We start from the raw sequence: 15163 nt of genomic DNA, 5'->3' as shown, positions 1-15163 counted from the left end.
GCGCCACGACAATACATACAGAGCGTATGAATAAGAGGCTACATTCATACGCGTCGTATGTAAATAATCATGCACTGCGTATGTAAGGAGCTCCGTATGGTTCGCCGCACCCGCGCCGAGATGGAAGAAACCCGCGCCAGCCTGCTGGACACCGCCCGCCGGGTGTTCAGCGAGCATGGCTATGCCGCCACCTCGATGGATGACCTGACCGCCCAGGCCGGTCTGACCCGGGGTGCGCTCTACCACCACTTCGGCGACAAGAAGGGCCTGTTGGCGGCGGTGGTCGCCCAGCTCGATGCCGAGACCGACCTGCGCCTGCAGGCGATCAGCGATCGCGCGGGTGATGCCTGGGACGGCTTCGTACAGCGCTGCCGTGCCTATCTGGAGATGGCGCTGGAACCGGAGATCCAGCGCATCGTGCTGCGTGATGCGCGCGCGGTACTGGGTGGCGCCTCACCGGAATCGCAGCGCCACTGCGTGCACTCGATGCAGCGCCTGATCGAACAGTTGATCGCGCAGGGCGTAGCGGTGCCGGTGGATGCGCAGGCGCTGGCATCGCTGATCTACGGCAGCCTGGCCGAGGCCGCGTTCTGGATCGCCGAGGGCGAGGACGGTGATGCGCGCCTGCGGCAGGCAACGGCGGCGCTGGAGATGTTGTTGCGTGGGTTGAAGGTGGCCGGGTAACGCCGATCCGCGCGTGGCGTGGACCTACTGCGGAATCAGCTCGGGTAGAGGCCAACCTTGGTTGGCGCTTCTGCAGCACTGCGCGAAATGCGTGCCGACCAAGGTCGGCAGCTACCAGAACCATGGTGTCAGTAGATCCACGCCATGCGTGGATGAAGCTCTATCGCGCAACGCGTGCCAACCCAGGTTGGCACCTACCGGAGCATTTCGGGCCACTCGCGCAACACCGCTGCCGGCACGCCCATCCGCGCGCAGGCGCGGCTGGCCAGGCCGTCGGGCAGCGCACGGCGGAACAACGGCGCCATGCCCTGCATCAGCTTCGCCGACGCTGCAGCTTGTGCGCGCTGGCGCGCATTGCGTTCCAGCATGCCTTCGGCCCAGTCCGGCAGCAGCGCCGCACCGGCGCCGAGGAACACTTCGCGCGACAGGCCCGGCACCGGTACCGGCAGGCGCACGCCGGACAGTACCTCCAGCACCTCGCGCGAGCGTTCGTCGACGCGCAGCTCCGGCTGCCGCGCGCAGAAATAGGCGGCCACTTCCGCTTCACTGCGCGGCACATCCACCGCGCCCAGTGCCTCGGCCACGCAGCGATACTCGTCGTAGTAGCGATCGGCGATGTGCGCCGGCACCTCGCGTCCGTAACGGCGGAAGCCCTGCAGGAAGCCGAAGGCCTCGGTCACATGCACCCAGGTCAGCAGCTGCGGATCATCGGCGGCATAGGCCTCGCCCTGCGCGGTCTGGCCGCGGATCTGCGCATGGATGCGGCGTACCTTCGCCACCAGCGTCTCGACTTCGCCGGCAGGCGCATAGCTGGTGCCGGCAACGAACGCGGTGGTGCGGCGCAGGCGGCCCACCAGGTCCTGGCGGAAGTTGGAATGGTCATAGACCCCGGCCAGCGCGCGCGGGTGCAGGGTCTGCAGCATCAGGGCGCACAGGCCTCCGGCCAGCATCGACGGAAATTCCGCATGCAGCCGCCAGGTGACGCTGTCCGGGCCGAACCAGCCCGGGTCACCCAGCGGGTGGTCGTAGTCGATGCCGCTCTGGCCACGCGGGAAGGCCTCCAGGACCCAGCGCCGGATCGGCGCGGTCACGGGGCGGGAGAGTCGCTGCAGCAGAGCCGGCATCACAGGTCCAGGAGAGGCGGAAGAACGGCCACGCGTTGCGCGGTCGGCCCCGATTCTGGTCGATCACGACGCCGACGGCGAGTCTCCGCACTCAGCAACGGTTTCATGTGCGGCTGCAGCATGTTTCACCCTGCGACATCCTGTCGCAGGCTGCGACGATGATGCTGCGCCGCAGCAGCATTCACCTATTCAGACAAAACCCTTACGCCGCTAGGCATTCCGCCCATTGCACGGCTCGCTGGAAGTGCTAGAACTGAACCCGCCACACCGTCCAATGCTGATCGACGCACGTTCCACAAGGAGCCAGCCATGATTGCTTTGTTCAAGGGTTTGGGACTACTGCTTCGCGACAACGAGCTCTACAGCAGCCCGTTCGACAAACAGGTCGCGCACTGGCGCAATCTGAGCGAGCAGCAGATCCGCGATGAAGTGGCTGTGCTGGCCCAGGCCAAGTGCCAGTGGCTGATCGCCTCGATCGTCGGCTGGCAGGCGGCTTCGCTGCTGATCCTCGGCCTGATCACCAACTACCTCTGGCGCGACGATTACCACATCACCTTCACCCGCGTGGTCGTGGTGTTCGGTTCGTGGATCTCGATCCTGTTCGTGATCTGGTTCATGGCCAACATGTTCGACCGCACCGCCGGTTTCGAGCGCTGGATGAAGGCCTTCAACAGCCGTGCCCGCATCAGCTCCAAGGCCGACAGTGTCGAACATGTGGCCGAGGCGCTGGACCTGGCCGAGCACTATCCGGAAGTGCTGGACTACAAGCAGGCGGTCACCGCCCGGCGCGAACTGCGCCATGAGGACATCCGCATCATGACCGAGATCGGGCGCATGAAGCAGCACTCCGAACTGGTCGGTCGCCTCAACCATGTCGGCGAGAACGAGCACCACCACGACCTGACACTGCAGCCTGCCTACTGACCCTTCAGGGAAGCGGGGGGACCCACAATGCCACCGTGATCACTCACGGTGGCATTGTTCTATCGGGTCCTGGCTGACGCATTGGCGGAAGCCCTCGGGCAGGTCGCGCATCGCCTCGGTCTGTCCCACCGCCACTGCGAACCGGCGCAGCGGTGGCTTCGCGCATGCCGCATCGGTACTGCAGGCAGGGTCCAGCACCAGGTAGTGGCATTGGCCGCTGCTGCTGGCGATGCACTGGAACCGCGCCTCGCCATCGGCCACTGTGCCCTTGCTGTACAGCGTGTCCACGCCATTGGCACGGGTGCGGGTGATCGAGGTGTTGCTGGACTTCTCGCAGCCGGCCAATGGCAGCGCGGCAATGCAGGCAAGCAGGAACAGGCGCATGGTGCCTCCAGGGTGCGGCTACATGCCGCGGAACAGGCTCATGAACGGTTGGCTGACCACCAGGGTCTCGGCACGCCCCCGCAGGCGAAGCACGCCGCGGCCGGTATCGTCGCGGCTGACCGCCGCCACCGCCTTCATGTTGACGATGGTCGAACGATGGATCTGGCGGAAGTGCTGCGGATCGAGCACTTCCAGCAGCTCGCGCAACGGGGTGCGCAACAGGCTCTCACCGGCCGCGGTCACCACGGTGGTGTACTTGTTGTCGGCGCGGAAGTAGGCCACGTCCTCCAGCATGATCAGCTGCGTCTCGCGGCCGTTGCTGGCGGTGATCCAGGCCAAGGGCGGGCGCTCGGCAGCGCCCTGCGATGGGCCCAACCGCTGCAGCAGGCGTTCGAGTACGGCATCGTCCTGGCGCGTTGATGGCAGCCGCGAGAGGATGCGTTCGCGCGTGGCCAGCAGGCGCTCGTCGCTGACCGGCTTCAGCAGGTAGTCCATCGCGCCCTGCTCGAACGCGTCGATGGCGTACTGGTCGTAGGCGGTCACGAACACCACCTGGGTGCGCGGGCTCAGCTCGGACAGCGAACGCGCCACTTCGATGCCGCTGATGCCGGGCATGCGGATATCGAGGAAGGCAATGTCCGGTTGCTTCTCGGCCAGTTGTTCCAGCGCACTGGCACCATCCTCGCACTCGGCCACCAGCTTCAGTTCCGGCCACAGCCGGCCCAGCTGTTGCACCAGTGATTGCCGCAGCAGTTCCTCATCCTCAGCGATCAGCGCTTCAAGCGGCATGGCTGCGCTCCTTGTTCGACTGCGGCAGGGTCATGGTCGCGGCCACGCCGCTGGGGAAGTTGGCGACGATCGCCACACCGGCCTGCTCGCCGCAGGTCAGGCGCAGGCGCTCGCGCAGGTTTTTCAGCCCGATGCCTGTACCACTGGTGCCCTGGCCGAAGCCGAGGCCATCGTCGGCCACCGTCACCGTCACATGGTCATCGAAGCCACGCGCCAGGATCCAGATCGTGCCGCCGCCGGGCTTCGGTTCCAGGCCATGCTTGATCGCGTTTTCCACCAGCGTCTGCAGCGCCATCGCCGGCAGGTGCACGCCGTGCAGATCGTTCGGCACCTGCACCTCCACCGCCAACCGCGCGCCCATGCGGATGCGCAGGATCTCCAGATAGGCGCGGGTACGTTCCAGCTCCACGCCCAGCGTGGACACCGATTCATCCACCTGCGGCAGCGAGCTGCGCAGGTACTGGATCAGATGGCCCAGCATCTGCTCGGCGCGCGCCGGGTCGGTGCGGGTCAGCACCTGCGCATTGGCCAGCGTGTTGTAGAGGAAGTGCGGTTCCACCTGCGCATGCAGCAGGCTCAAGCGCGCCACCGACAGCTCCTTCTCTACCTGGGTCTGTTCGGCCGCGGCCTGCTCGTCGCGGCGCTGGTCGGCAACACGTCGGCTGATCGCGCGGGTAACCGCTTCGGCGTTCTCGAAGTTGCTGCCTTCGTCCAGCGCCAGCAGGTCGGCCCACCAGCCGGCATCCGGTTCGAACAGCAGGGTGACCGTGCTGGTGCCCTGCCCCGGCGTGACCGTGGCCAGCACGCTGTTGCGCTTGATCGCCAATCGCGCCGGCAGGTTCCAGCGCGACGGCTGGCGGCCATTCCAGAGATCGACCCGGCGAACGTAAGCGCGCACCTGCAGGCTGCCGGCCGAACTCTCCACGTCTTCGACGCGCGGCAGTTCAGCGATCGCCGCTTCCACCACGGCGTAAGCCTGGCCGGCATCCATCGGCAGCTCCACCTGGCGGCGCTGGCGCCCGGACAGCGTGGTCGAATCCAGCCGGCCGGCGACCAGCCAGACCCGTCGTACATGGGTGATCGCGCTGCCCAGCGCGGAGATCATCAGGAACATCGCCAGCAGGCCGAAGACCCAGCCCGGGCCATCGTTCATGCCGCTGAAGATGCCGCTCCAGACCATGCCGGCGACAACCAGCGCGGCGGCCCAGGCCAGCAGGTGGCGGATCAGGAGAGAGAGGCTGGCGAACACGGCGGCGCCTTGGAGGAAGGGGGTGAGCCGAGCATAGGGCGGCCCGCCGGGCAAGCAAGCGGGCTGCGACGAAGGCCGGAAAAGTGGGGATGGAAGCCGTTCTGGTAGAGCCGGCGGCTGGCCGGCTCTCCATGACCTCCGCAAGCATCACAAAGTTGCCGGCCAGCGGCCGGCACTACCCGGGAGGCGCCGGGCGAACCCGGCGCATTCCCTTACTTGCGCTGGTCGGCGCTGGCGTCACGCACAGCGCGGAACGATTCGTCCTTGCTCCAGTTCGGCCAGCTGCGCGAGTTGGCCAGCTGGTTGCCCAGCGTGTACAGCACTTCCAGGTCGCGGGCGGCACCGGCGAACACCCAGTCCGGCTGCCATTCGTCGCCCTGCTGGTGGTAGCGCTTGGCGGTGTAGTCCTCGGAGGCCTTCTTGCCTGCGGCCACGCCACCGTCCACCCAGTCCTGGCCGGCCGACCAGGACAGCGCCGGCACGCCGCGCTTGGCGAACGGGAAGTGGTCGGAGCGGAAGAACAGGCCCGCTTCCGGCTTCGGGTCCGGCGTGTAGCGGATGTCCCAGCCCTTGGCCACGTCCTTCAGCTGGTCCAGCAGCTCGAAGCGCGCGGCACCGTAGATGCCGAAGTCACGTGACGGCCCGAACGGCGCCATGCCGTCCATGTTGATCACCGCCACGGTCTTTTCCAGCGGATACAGTGGATGGGTAGCGTAGTACTCCGAACCCAGCAGGCCCTTCTCCTCGGCGGTGACCGCCAGGAACAGCACCGAGCGCTGCGGGCGCTTCTGCTTGGCAAAGCCACGGGCCAGCTCGATCAGCGAGGCGGTACCGCTGGCGTTGTCCAGTGCGCCGTTGAAGATGCGGTCGCCACGTGCGTCCGGTTCACCCACGCCGATGTGGTCCCAGTGCGCGCTGTAGATGATCGTCTCGTCCGCGTGGGTGCTGCCCTCCAGGCGTGCGGCCACGTTGTGCGAGGTGATCACATCGGTCTTCACCGCGTACTTCGCGTCCAGGCTGGCGCCGGTCAGCGGCACCGGGGTGAAGTCACGCTGCTGCGCCTTCTTCTTCAGCGCCTCGAAGTCCTGTCCGGCCGAGCGGAACAGCTCCACCGCCAGGTCACGCTGGATCCAGCCTTCCAGCAGTGGGTGGCTTTCCGCCGGGTTGTCGCGCACCACGTCGAACATGGTGTTGGTGTTGGAACCGGCCACGGTGGCCCAGCCATACGACGCCGGCGCGGTCTCGTGCACGATCAGCACGCCCAGCGCACCCTGGCGGGCGCCTTCTTCGTACTTGTAGGTCCAACGGCCGTAGTAGGTCATGCCCTTGCCGTCGAAATCACCCTGGCCGGTCTCGAAGTCCGGGTCGTTGATCAGCACCACGGCGATCTTGCCCTTCAGGTCCACGCCCTTGAAGTCGTCCCAGTTGCGCTCCGGCGCCTTCACGCCGTAGCCGAGGAACACCAGCGGGGCCTTGCTGATGTCGACGTTGCTGGCGCCGTTCATGGCGGCGCGCACGGCGATCTGCTTGCCCTGCTCCAGCGCAACGGTCTTGCCGCCCTGGTGCAGCGCCAGCTGCGGTGCGCCGACGATGTCACCCTTGCGCAGCGGCACGGCCTGGGTCCACAGGCGCTTGCCGTCCTTGAGGTCACCGCCCGGCTGCAGGCCGGCATCGGCGAACTGCTTGCTGAGATAGGCGATGGTCTTCTCTTCACCAGCGGTGGCCGGCGAACGGCCTTCGTAGGCATCGGAGGCCAGTTCCTTGACGTCGGCGGAGATCCGCGCGCCATCGAATTTCGGGGTGGCCGCCATCAGTGCGCTCGACACCGACAGGGCCAGCACGCCCAGTACCACTCGTTTCATTGCTCTCTCCAGCAGGGAAATCCTACTGGAGTGTAAAGGGATTCGGAAAGGCGGGGTCAGATCCCTCTCCCGACGGGAGAGGGATCTGACCCCGATGGTCATCCTGGTGCTTGCGCGCGGGACAGCAGGTGCTCGCGTTCGCGCGTGTTGCCGGTCAGCGCGGCGGCGGCGGCAAATGCACTGCGGGCATCCTCAAGGCGACCCAGCTGCTGTAGCAGCTCACCACGCACCACCTGCAACGGTGCGTAATCGCGCAGTCGCGCATCGTCCAGCAACGGCTGCAGCTGCGCCCATGCCGCGAAGGCACCTTCGCTGCGCAGCACCGCCACCACCCGGTTCAATGCAACCACCGGTGACGGCTGCACCTGCAGCAGCTGCGTATAGAGCGTGGCAATGCGTGGCCAGTCAGTCGCTTCAGCGCGGCGTGCGGCCGCATGGCAGGCCGCGATGCGTGCCTGCAGCACATAAGGATCATCGCCGCCACCGGCGGCCAGCGCACGTGCCAGCACCTGCTGCCCGCGCTCGATCTGCAGCCAGTCCCAGCGCACCCGGTTCTGCTGGTCCAGCAGCACCGGTGCACCCTCCGCATCGGTCCGCGCCGCCACACGCGATGCCTGCAGTTCCATCAGCGCCAGCAGGCCCAGTACCGGTGGCACCGGCAGCCGGTGCGCCAGGATGCGCGCCAGCCGCAGCGCCTCCTCGCACAACGCCGGGCGCATCCAGTCATCGCCGGCGCTGGCCGCATAGCCTTCGTTGAACACCAGGTAGATCGCCTCCAGCACCGAGGCCAGCCGTTCGGGCATCGCCTCCGCGCGCGGCACTTCATAGGGTACCTGCTTCTGCGCCAGCGTGCGCTTGGCACGTACGATGCGCTGGGCAATGGTGGGCTCGGGTTGCAGGAAACCACGGGCGATCTCGGTGGTGGTCAGGCCACCGAGCAGGCGCAGGGTCAATGCCACCCGCGCGTCGGCCGGCAATACCGGATGGCAGGCCACGAACATCAGCCGCAGCAGGTCGTCACCCAGGTCATCCTCCAGCGCCTGGCTGTCATCCGGCGCCGGCAGGGGGGCCGGATGCAGTTCCTCGCCCCATTGCGCATGCTGCTGCGCCACCCGCTGGTGCTGGCGCAGCACATCGATGGCACGGTTGCGCGCGGTGGTCATCAGCCAGGCTCCGGGATTGTCCGGGATGCCCTGCTCCGGCCAGCGCTCCAGCGCGGCCAGCCAGGTGTCCTGGGCCAGCTCCTCGGCACGGCCGACATCGCCACCGAGCAGCCGCGCCAGGCGCGCGATCAACACCGGCGACTCCATCCGCCAGAGGGTTTCCAGACGCTGCGTCAGTGCGGGATCAAGCATGCGCCGATCACAGCACGCACGCGTGGCCCGCACAAGCGCCGTGGCTCACGCTTCGACAATGGGCCTGAAGCCGCCCCAGAACATGCGCCTGGTGTCGAACGGCATGTCCTTCGGGCCCAGCGACGCCAGCCGCGGGTCCGCCATCACTTTCGCGTTGATACGGTCGCGCGCCGCGCGCGAACGGAACACCACGAAGGCGACGATCACCGTTTCGCCCGGTTTTGCCTTGACCGCGCGCGGGAACGAGGTGCTCTTGCCCGGCTCCACGTCGTCGGCCACGCACTCCATGTACTGCAGCGCGCCATGGTCCTTCCACACCGCGCCGGCCTTGCGGGCAAGGCGGCGGTAGGCCGCCACCTTGTCCTGCGGGCACGGCAGCACGTAAGCATCCACGTAAGCCATGAGGTGTCTCCCTGCGGCGACCGTCAGCCCGGCTCGCCGTCCATGTGTGCGATTTCCCAGAGATGACCGTCCAGGTCCTGGAAGCCGCGCTGGTACATGAAGCCATAGTCACGCGCCGGTTGCGGCTCGCTGGCGCCCGCCGCGAGCGCCTTGTCCACCATCACATCCACCGCCTTGCGACTGTCGGCTGACAGGCAGGTGATCACTTCGGTCTGCTGATGTGCGTCGGCGATCGACTTGTTGGTGAACTGCCTGAAGAACGGCTGGGTCAACAGCATCACGTAGATGCTCTCGCTGATCACCATGCAGGCCGCATCATCGTTGGTGAAGGTCGGGTTGAAGCTGTAGCCCAGCGCGGCGAAAAAGGCCTTGGAGGCATTCAGATCCTGCACGGGCAGGTTGACGAAGATCATCTGCGGTTGCGGTGCACTCATCGGTGAAGCTCCTTGTGGATGGAAGAAAGAGGGATCAGGGCTGCTTCATGCAGTTGACCATCCACGGCTTGCCGTAGCGGTCGATCAGCATGCCCCAGCGGTGCGCCCAGAACGTTTCGGCGATCGGCATCTGCACCTGGCCACCTTCGGCCAGCGCCGCGAACACGCGTTCGGCTTCTTCGATGCTGTCGACGTCGACATTGATGGTGGTCGAGCCCCCCTCACCACCACCCGGACCGTCGGCCGCCATCAGGATGGCGCTGCCGATCTCCAGCTGGCTGTGTGCGACATGGTCCAGGGTCTGCGCCGGCATCTCGTTGCAGCCGGGCATGCCATCGGACGGCGGCATGTCGCGGTACTTCATTTCCGAGGTGACCTGGCCACCGAGTGCCTTGGCATAGAACGCCATCGCGTCGTGGGCCTGGCCGCTGAAGCCAAGGAAGGGAATCAGTCTCATCGCACTACTCCGTTGAGTGTTGCAGGGGGGTGACACCGGGCATGCCCGGCAGATGTGAAGCAGGTAACGGGTCAGCCTTCCAGCTGTGCACGCAGACGCTGTTCCTGCTGCTGTAATTCGGGGGTGAAGGCCTCACCGAAGTCTTCAGCGGAGATCAAGGGGCGCAGCTCCAGCGTGCCGCCACTGCCGAAGGGCGCACGGCTGGCCCATTCGACCGCCTCGTCCAGCGAGCGCACGTCCCACAACCAGAAACCGGCGATCTGTTCGCCCGCAGGGCCAAACGGACCGGCCTCGACCTTGGGCGCGCCGCCGCCGAAATGAATGCGACGTCCGCGCTGGGTGGCATGCAGGCCTTCACCGGCCAGCATGATGCCGGCGGCCACGAGTTGTTCGTTGAAGGCGCCCATTTCGGACAATTCCCGTTCGCTGGGCATGCGGCCGGCTTCGGAGTCGGCGTTGGCCTTCACGATCACCATCACTTTCATTGCGGTCTCCCGTGGGGACGCGTGGTGCGTGCCCTTCACTGGTTACAACGAACCAGGGGGCTGGGAATCGACACGTTCTCTGAGAATTATTTCTTCCGTGGAAAGCGCGCCTTCGGCGGGGGTCGGCGAACGGCGGAGCCCCTCCGTGGTGGGGTTGGGTTGGTCGCTGAAAACTGGTTTCCTGTGGATGGTCCGGGCGGGTGGGATTGGCGGGGACGCCGTGAACCCATCCTTGGGGGCTTAGCCGCGGCTTGCTCGTGTGCGCTGTCCTGCGCACACGGCAAGACCGGGGTTGGGCGTCTTGCCCAACCCGCCCGAGGCATGCCTCGGGCCCATGCCGCGGATACCCCGCCAACCCCACCCGCCCGGCCCAGACAGATTCCGGTAGCCGAGCCACCACGGGAAGATCAAGAGAAACGGCAGAAGCAAAGGCAACAACAACAGCGGTTGGCTGGCGGCCTCGGCTTTGCGAGCGAAGCGACCCGCTTTTGCTCTTGTTTGTGATTTTCCGTGGTGGGCGCCGCGGGAACCTGTCCAGGGCCGGGTGGGTAGGCGGGGCGGGGGTGTCCGCGGCATGGATGCCGCGGCCAAGCCCCCATGGACGGGTTCACGGCGTCCCCCGACCCGCCTACCCACCCGGCCAAGCCCAAGAATCACACTGTAGCCCCACCACGGAGGGGCTCCGCCGTTCGCCGATCACCCGCCGCAGGCGGCCTTTCGCGCTGCAGCATGCCGGCAGGCAAACCTGCGCCATCATGGACACCCCGCCCCCGCCTGGACCGTGCCATGCAGCAGTATCTGCTTCTGATCTACATCGAGCCTGCCCTGCTGCAGGCCTTGCCCACCGAAGAATTCAACGCGCTGATGCGCGACTGCCTGGCCCACGCCGACAAACTGCAGGCCGAAGGCACGCTGCTGGCCGCACAGAAGCTGCAGCCGGTCGACACCGCGCAGACCCTGCGCGTGCGCGATGGCCACAGCCGCGTACTGGATGGCCCGTTCGCCGAAACCCGCGAACTGCTGGCCGGCTTCAACCTGATCGTCGCCCGCGACCGCGACGAAGCCATGCGCATCGCCCGCGATTTCCCGTGGGCACGCTTCGGCAGCATCGAGGTGCGGCCGCTGGAAGACATGGACGCCGAGCGCGAACGCTGCGGCGCCCCGGCTGCGGCTATGGCAGCAGCCGTACTCTGATCTCGCGCGGGCCCACGCCTTCGTTGCCGCTGTAGTCGCGCACGCTGGCGCGCACGGTGTACTCGCCCGGTGGCAATGCCGCGGGCTGCCAGCGCCCGGTTTCCATCAGGCCATCACGCACGGTGTTGGTGGCCAGGTAGCGGAAGCGGGTCACCGCGCTGCCATGCACGGTGATGCCGCTGTCCGGCGCGTAGGCCACGCGCACCGCTTCGTTCTGCGGCGGCATCCGGTTGAACACGATGTTCCAGCGCGGTTGCTCGTAGCCCTGCAGCGGCTGCCCGGCAGCATCAAGGATCTGGTAGCCCACCTGGTACATGCCCAGGCGGCGGCGCGGCAGGTTGTTGTCGACCTGGTCCCAGGCCTCGACCACGATCTGCACGCCGCGGCCCTGCCGCGCCACCATCACCACGCCGTCGCTGCCTGCGGTCATCGGCTGGTCGTTGTCGTCCAGCAGGGCCACATCGGTGATGCGCGGCGCGAAGTGGTCGGCGTAGTTGTGGAAGCCCAGCGCCACCGCGTTGGTTTCGAAGCCGCCGGTTCCTACGGCCAGATGCACGTGCGCCTGGTTGTTGATGCTGCCCAGGCGATCACCGACGTGGATGCGCATGCCGCGACGCACGCGCATCCGTTCCAGCTTGCCCTGCTCGTCGTACAGCGCCTGCCAGCGCGCATCGAAGGGCTGGTCGCGCGGGGTGCGGCCGACCCGCATGTGAATGTACTTGAGGCGGTCCACGGCCAGGCCCTCGGCCTGCCCACCCAGGCTCCACGCCGCTACCGGGCTGCTGATCTTGCCATCGGCGATCGCCAGCACGGTCTGGCCGACATCACCGCGCACATCGAAACCGCCATGCAGGTGGTGGCGGCTCTCGCCCTTGAAGTTGCCGCGCACCTCGCCCAGCGTGCCGACCACCTCATGCCAGCCGTCCTGCGGTGCCAATGGCCAGCGCCCACCGGTGTCCGGCAACGCTGCATCGGCAGCGGGCCCGACCAGCGCCGGTGCCGGCAGGTCACCCACCGGCAGCGGGCGCAGGCGGTGCAGGCGATAGCTGGCGGAATCGGCGACCAGCACGCTGCCGTCGGCATCCATCGCCAGCCCACTCGGGCGGGCCAGGCGTGGCAGGCGGCCGTTGCCCACCAGCGCGATCTGGTGGCCCTGCGGTGTCACCTGCACGACGCGGCCATCAAGGTCACCCACGTACAGCACGCCGTCGTGCGTGGTGGCCAGCGACAGCGGCCCATTGATCACGCCGCCATCGCCCAGCAGCGTGCTGACCGTGCCATCGGCACCGACCCGACGCACCGCGTTGTTGAACAGGTCGGCCACCAGCAGCGCGCCGTGCGCATCGAAGGCCAGCGCCACCGGGGTATCGAAGCGTGCATCGCCCGCCAGACCATCGGCCAGACCCGGGCGCTCGCCGCCGGCCAGGGTGCGCACATTGCCATCGGTGCCAATTACCCGGATGCGATCGTTGAACGTATCGGCCACGTAGACCTGGCCCTGCGCGTCCACCGCGATGCCCATCGGCGCATCGAACCGCGCCTGCGTGGCAGGGCCATCGGCGTAGCCCTGTTCGCCACCGGCCAACGTGGTCACCTGGCCATCAGTGCCAATGCGGCGGATCGCATGGTTGCCGGTGTCGGCCACGTACAGGTTGCCCTGTGCATCGGCGGCAATCCCCGAGGGCGTATTGAAGCTGGCCTGCAGCGCCGGGCCATCGATGCGCCCCTCGCCCTGCCCGGCCACGGTTTCAACGCGGCCATCGGGCAGGCGGCGACGGATCCGGTTGTTGTCACCGGCATCGGTGAAATAGACGCTGCCATCGGCACTGCGCAGCAACGCGTACGGGTCGGCGAAACGGGCCTGGGCAGATGCGCCGTCACGATCACCCAGGTGGCCATCGCCGGCCAGCGGCTCGATCTGCGCGGTCCAGGCCAGCGGCGTGGGCGCTGGGCCTGCCGGTTCAGCCAAGTGGTGCAGCGGGGTCTCCCACCAGGTTGCAGCCAATGCCACCGCCGTTGCCAGCGCCACGCCTGCCGCCATCCATTGCCACCGTGCCATCGTGCTGCGCGCCTGCCTGCTGCTTGAAGAGGCACCGACAATAGACGCTGGAGACGCGATCCGCCACGGCCAATCGTACTGCCGGATACCAGAGTTCCATGCGTCGCGCTTGTTCTCGTTGGCCACAGCGGGTTCAATGCTCTTCCCACGGATGGAGATCCTCCATGCCCCGCGTCTTCCCCCTCGCCGCCCTGCTGGTGGCTGCACTGGCCAGCACGCCGGCCTCCGCCTCGATCACGGTGGCGCCACAGAAGCCGTCCGTCACCGCCGATGCGATGCACCAGGCCTATGCCACGCGATGGGATGAGGCGATCCAACAGTCGCGCAGTGGCAACACGCTGGGCGCACTGATGGCGATGGAACGGCTGATGGAAGATCCGATGCTGGATGACTTCGATGCTGAACATCGCGGCCGCGCCGCGCAGGTGGCCGGCTGGACCGCGATGGTGCAGAAGAAGCCGGACCAGGCCCGCCGCTACCTGCTGCGCGCGCAGGAAGCGCTGCCGGACGATGCGCAGATCCTGCTGACCCTGATGTCGCTGGAGCTGTCCGAGAACAAGCCCGCTCCCGCCACCAGGCTTCTGGTGCAGGCACTGACGCATGCCGACGCGCCGCTGCCACTCGAGCACCAGACCATCAACTATCTGCAATACCGCCTGCGCGAGCAACCGCAGCAGCGCATGGAACTGCTGCAGGCCCTGTTCCACAATGGCTGGAAGAGCGGCGGCCTGGAACCGACGGCGATGTGGCTGGTGCTGGCAACGCTGCAGGTCGACAACGGCCGTGGCAACGACGTGCCGGCCACCCTGGCCCGCATCGACAGCCCGGCCGAAATCATCCGGCTGCGCAGTGACAAGCGCTTCGATCCCTATGTCGATCGTGCCGATCCACGCTTTGATCCCGTGCAGGCTGCACAGAAGCATCTGGACGCACTGCGTGTATCCGGCCTGCTGGATCGCAAGCTGGATGCGCGCATGGCGCAGTTCAGCAGCACGCTGCTGATGCTGGACCGCAACGAGGAAGTGCTGGCGTTGACCGATGGCATGGCGCGTGCGGCCGCAGAGGGCGAATCTCCTTCGGCGGAGGAAGCCGAGTGGGTGGCATGGCTGCTCAACAGCCGGATCACCGCATTGCGCCGACTGGGCCGCATCGACGATGCCCTGGCTGCAGCGCAGCAGGCCGCCCGCATCGGTGCGCTCGGCCCGGATGGCATCGAGCACCAGCTGAATCTCGGCTTCGTGTTCACTTCACTGGGCCGCATGCAGGATGCCGCGCAGGCGGTGAACGGCATCCAGGGCCTGGCGGGCTACGGCAGGGCCGCACAGGCGCTGGTACAGTTCGCCGCCGCTCGCGAGCGGGGCGACAGCAAGGCGATGGACGTCGCGCGCGACGCCATCCTTGCCGAGCGCGACAACGCGCGCCTGTTCCATCGCGAGATGCTGCTGGACGAAGGCAACCTGGACGGCGCCGCCGCAGTGCTGATCGAACAGCTGCGTTCACCCCTTGATCGCGACGACGCGCTGGCCAGCCTGCAGGACATGCGCACCTATCCGTCGCTGCCGGGTGACGTGAAGATCGATGCTGCCTGGCGTGCGCTGAAGCAGCGCGCCGACGTACAGGCCGAGGTCGCCCGCATGGGCCGCATCGAACGCTACGAACTGGTCGGCAGCTCGACCTCGCGCTGAGCAAGCTCTCATGTAGAGCCGAGCCATGCTCGGCTGAGGTGCAACAGCCGAGCATGGGCTCGGCTCTACAACGCCA

At 67.2% G+C, this 15163-nt stretch carries 15 protein-coding genes; 4 read left to right on the top strand and 11 right to left on the bottom strand.

Annotated elements, in window-relative coordinates; genetic code table 11:
• The first annotated feature begins 96 nt into the window (after window positions 1-96).
• Complete coding sequence (locus tag N5D91_RS10140; protein ID WP_164161787.1) at window positions 97-684, top strand: TetR family transcriptional regulator; 588 nt, start codon at window positions 97-99, stop codon at window positions 682-684.
• A 194-nt stretch (window positions 685-878) separates the two neighbouring features.
• On the opposite strand, the gene N5D91_RS10135 is transcribed toward N5D91_RS10140, so the two are convergent.
• Window positions 879-1808 carry an oxygenase MpaB family protein gene (locus N5D91_RS10135; protein ID WP_164161786.1) on the bottom strand — a complete coding sequence of 310 codons (930 nt, stop codon included), beginning with the start codon at window positions 1806-1808 and terminating at the stop codon, window positions 879-881.
• 309 nt (window positions 1809-2117) lie between these two features.
• On the opposite strand from N5D91_RS10135, the gene N5D91_RS10130 reads away from it, so the two are divergent.
• Window positions 2118-2732 carry a hypothetical protein gene (locus N5D91_RS10130; protein WP_110710921.1) on the top strand — a complete coding sequence of 205 codons (615 nt, stop codon included), beginning with the start codon at window positions 2118-2120 and terminating at the stop codon, window positions 2730-2732.
• A 39-nt stretch (window positions 2733-2771) separates the two neighbouring features.
• Here the strand turns inward: N5D91_RS10130 and N5D91_RS10125 are convergent, their stop codons facing one another.
• The 9 genes from N5D91_RS10125 to N5D91_RS10085 all read right to left on the bottom strand — a co-directional run bounded on the left by N5D91_RS10125 (window position 2772) and on the right by N5D91_RS10085 (window position 10149).
• Window positions 2772-3116 (bottom strand): hypothetical protein, encoded by a 345-nt coding sequence (locus N5D91_RS10125; RefSeq protein WP_110710920.1) that lies wholly within the window; start codon window positions 3114-3116, stop codon window positions 2772-2774.
• 18 nt (window positions 3117-3134) lie between these two features.
• A complete protein-coding gene (locus N5D91_RS10120) occupies window positions 3135-3905 on the bottom strand; it encodes a LytTR family DNA-binding domain-containing protein (RefSeq protein WP_110710919.1) in 771 nt (256 codons plus the stop codon).
• On the bottom strand, window positions 3895-5154 hold the full coding sequence (locus N5D91_RS10115) for a histidine kinase (protein ID WP_110710918.1): 1260 nt from the start codon (window positions 5152-5154) through the stop codon (window positions 3895-3897). The genes N5D91_RS10120 and N5D91_RS10115 overlap by 11 nt, the downstream gene beginning before the upstream one ends.
• A 212-nt stretch (window positions 5155-5366) precedes the next feature.
• The gene (locus N5D91_RS10110) at window positions 5367-7016 is read right to left on the bottom strand and encodes a M28 family metallopeptidase (RefSeq protein ID WP_180855049.1); all 1650 of its coding nucleotides are present in this window, start codon (window positions 7014-7016) and stop codon (window positions 5367-5369) included.
• Window positions 7017-7114: 98 nt separating this feature from the next.
• Window positions 7115-8371 carry a sigma-70 family RNA polymerase sigma factor gene (locus tag N5D91_RS10105; RefSeq protein ID WP_180855048.1) on the bottom strand — a complete coding sequence of 419 codons (1257 nt, stop codon included), beginning with the start codon at window positions 8369-8371 and terminating at the stop codon, window positions 7115-7117.
• A 45-nt stretch (window positions 8372-8416) separates the two neighbouring features.
• On the bottom strand, window positions 8417-8773 hold the full coding sequence (locus N5D91_RS10100) for a DUF1428 domain-containing protein (RefSeq protein ID WP_110710915.1): 357 nt from the start codon (window positions 8771-8773) through the stop codon (window positions 8417-8419).
• A gap of 23 nt (window positions 8774-8796) precedes the next feature.
• Window positions 8797-9207, bottom strand: coding sequence for a VOC family protein (locus N5D91_RS10095; RefSeq protein ID WP_110710914.1), 411 nt, complete (start codon window positions 9205-9207; stop codon window positions 8797-8799).
• Between the two features lie 34 nt (window positions 9208-9241).
• A complete protein-coding gene (locus tag N5D91_RS10090) occupies window positions 9242-9664 on the bottom strand; it encodes a VOC family protein (RefSeq protein ID WP_110710913.1) in 423 nt (140 codons plus the stop codon).
• Between the two features lie 71 nt (window positions 9665-9735).
• Complete coding sequence (locus N5D91_RS10085) at window positions 9736-10149, bottom strand: YciI family protein (protein ID WP_180855047.1); 414 nt, start codon at window positions 10147-10149, stop codon at window positions 9736-9738.
• 786 nt (window positions 10150-10935) lie between these two features.
• Here N5D91_RS10085 and N5D91_RS10080 point away from each other — a divergent pair.
• Window positions 10936-11343, top strand: coding sequence for a YciI family protein (locus tag N5D91_RS10080; protein WP_005412102.1), 408 nt, complete (start codon window positions 10936-10938; stop codon window positions 11341-11343).
• Here N5D91_RS10080 and N5D91_RS10075 read toward each other — a convergent pair.
• Complete coding sequence (locus N5D91_RS10075) at window positions 11321-13402, bottom strand: gluconolaconase (RefSeq protein ID WP_180854845.1); 2082 nt, start codon at window positions 13400-13402, stop codon at window positions 11321-11323. The genes N5D91_RS10080 and N5D91_RS10075 overlap by 23 nt on opposite strands.
• Before the next feature lie 164 nt (window positions 13403-13566).
• On the opposite strand from N5D91_RS10075, the gene N5D91_RS10070 reads away from it, so the two are divergent.
• The gene (locus tag N5D91_RS10070) at window positions 13567-15087 is read left to right on the top strand and encodes a tetratricopeptide repeat protein (RefSeq protein ID WP_180854846.1); all 1521 of its coding nucleotides are present in this window, start codon (window positions 13567-13569) and stop codon (window positions 15085-15087) included.
• The last annotated feature ends 76 nt before the right edge of the window (window positions 15088-15163 follow it).

The sequence above is a fragment of the Stenotrophomonas sp. GD03794 genome, from assembly GCF_029842145.1.
Taxonomy (GTDB): domain Bacteria; phylum Pseudomonadota; class Gammaproteobacteria; order Xanthomonadales; family Xanthomonadaceae; genus Stenotrophomonas; species Stenotrophomonas riyadhensis.
The sequence above is the reverse complement of the archived record's forward strand: the minus strand, read 5'-3'. Positions and strand labels throughout refer to the sequence as shown.

Excerpts from the sequence above, each read along its gene's own strand:
- N5D91_RS10140 (WP_164161787.1), top strand. The coding sequence starts at position 97 with ATGGTTCGCCGCACCCGCGCCGAGATGGAAGAAACCCGCGCCAGCCTG.
- N5D91_RS10135 (WP_164161786.1), bottom strand. The coding sequence starts at position 1,808 with ATGCCGGCTCTGCTGCAGCGACTCTCCCGCCCCGTGACCGCGCCGATC.
- N5D91_RS10130 (WP_110710921.1), top strand. The coding sequence starts at position 2,118 with ATGATTGCTTTGTTCAAGGGTTTGGGACTACTGCTTCGCGACAACGAG.
- N5D91_RS10125 (WP_110710920.1), bottom strand. The coding sequence starts at position 3,116 with ATGCGCCTGTTCCTGCTTGCCTGCATTGCCGCGCTGCCATTGGCCGGC.
- N5D91_RS10120 (WP_110710919.1), bottom strand. The coding sequence starts at position 3,905 with ATGCCGCTTGAAGCGCTGATCGCTGAGGATGAGGAACTGCTGCGGCAA.
- N5D91_RS10110 (WP_180855049.1), bottom strand. The coding sequence starts at position 7,016 with ATGAAACGAGTGGTACTGGGCGTGCTGGCCCTGTCGGTGTCGAGCGCA.
- N5D91_RS10105 (WP_180855048.1), bottom strand. The coding sequence starts at position 8,371 with ATGCTTGATCCCGCACTGACGCAGCGTCTGGAAACCCTCTGGCGGATG.
- N5D91_RS10100 (WP_110710915.1), bottom strand. The coding sequence starts at position 8,773 with ATGGCTTACGTGGATGCTTACGTGCTGCCGTGCCCGCAGGACAAGGTG.
- N5D91_RS10095 (WP_110710914.1), bottom strand. The coding sequence starts at position 9,207 with ATGAGTGCACCGCAACCGCAGATGATCTTCGTCAACCTGCCCGTGCAG.
- N5D91_RS10090 (WP_110710913.1), bottom strand. The coding sequence starts at position 9,664 with ATGAGACTGATTCCCTTCCTTGGCTTCAGCGGCCAGGCCCACGACGCG.
- N5D91_RS10085 (WP_180855047.1), bottom strand. The coding sequence starts at position 10,149 with ATGAAAGTGATGGTGATCGTGAAGGCCAACGCCGACTCCGAAGCCGGC.
- N5D91_RS10080 (WP_005412102.1), top strand. The coding sequence starts at position 10,936 with ATGCAGCAGTATCTGCTTCTGATCTACATCGAGCCTGCCCTGCTGCAG.
- N5D91_RS10075 (WP_180854845.1), bottom strand. The coding sequence starts at position 13,402 with ATGGCACGGTGGCAATGGATGGCGGCAGGCGTGGCGCTGGCAACGGCG.
- N5D91_RS10070 (WP_180854846.1), top strand. The coding sequence starts at position 13,567 with ATGCCCCGCGTCTTCCCCCTCGCCGCCCTGCTGGTGGCTGCACTGGCC.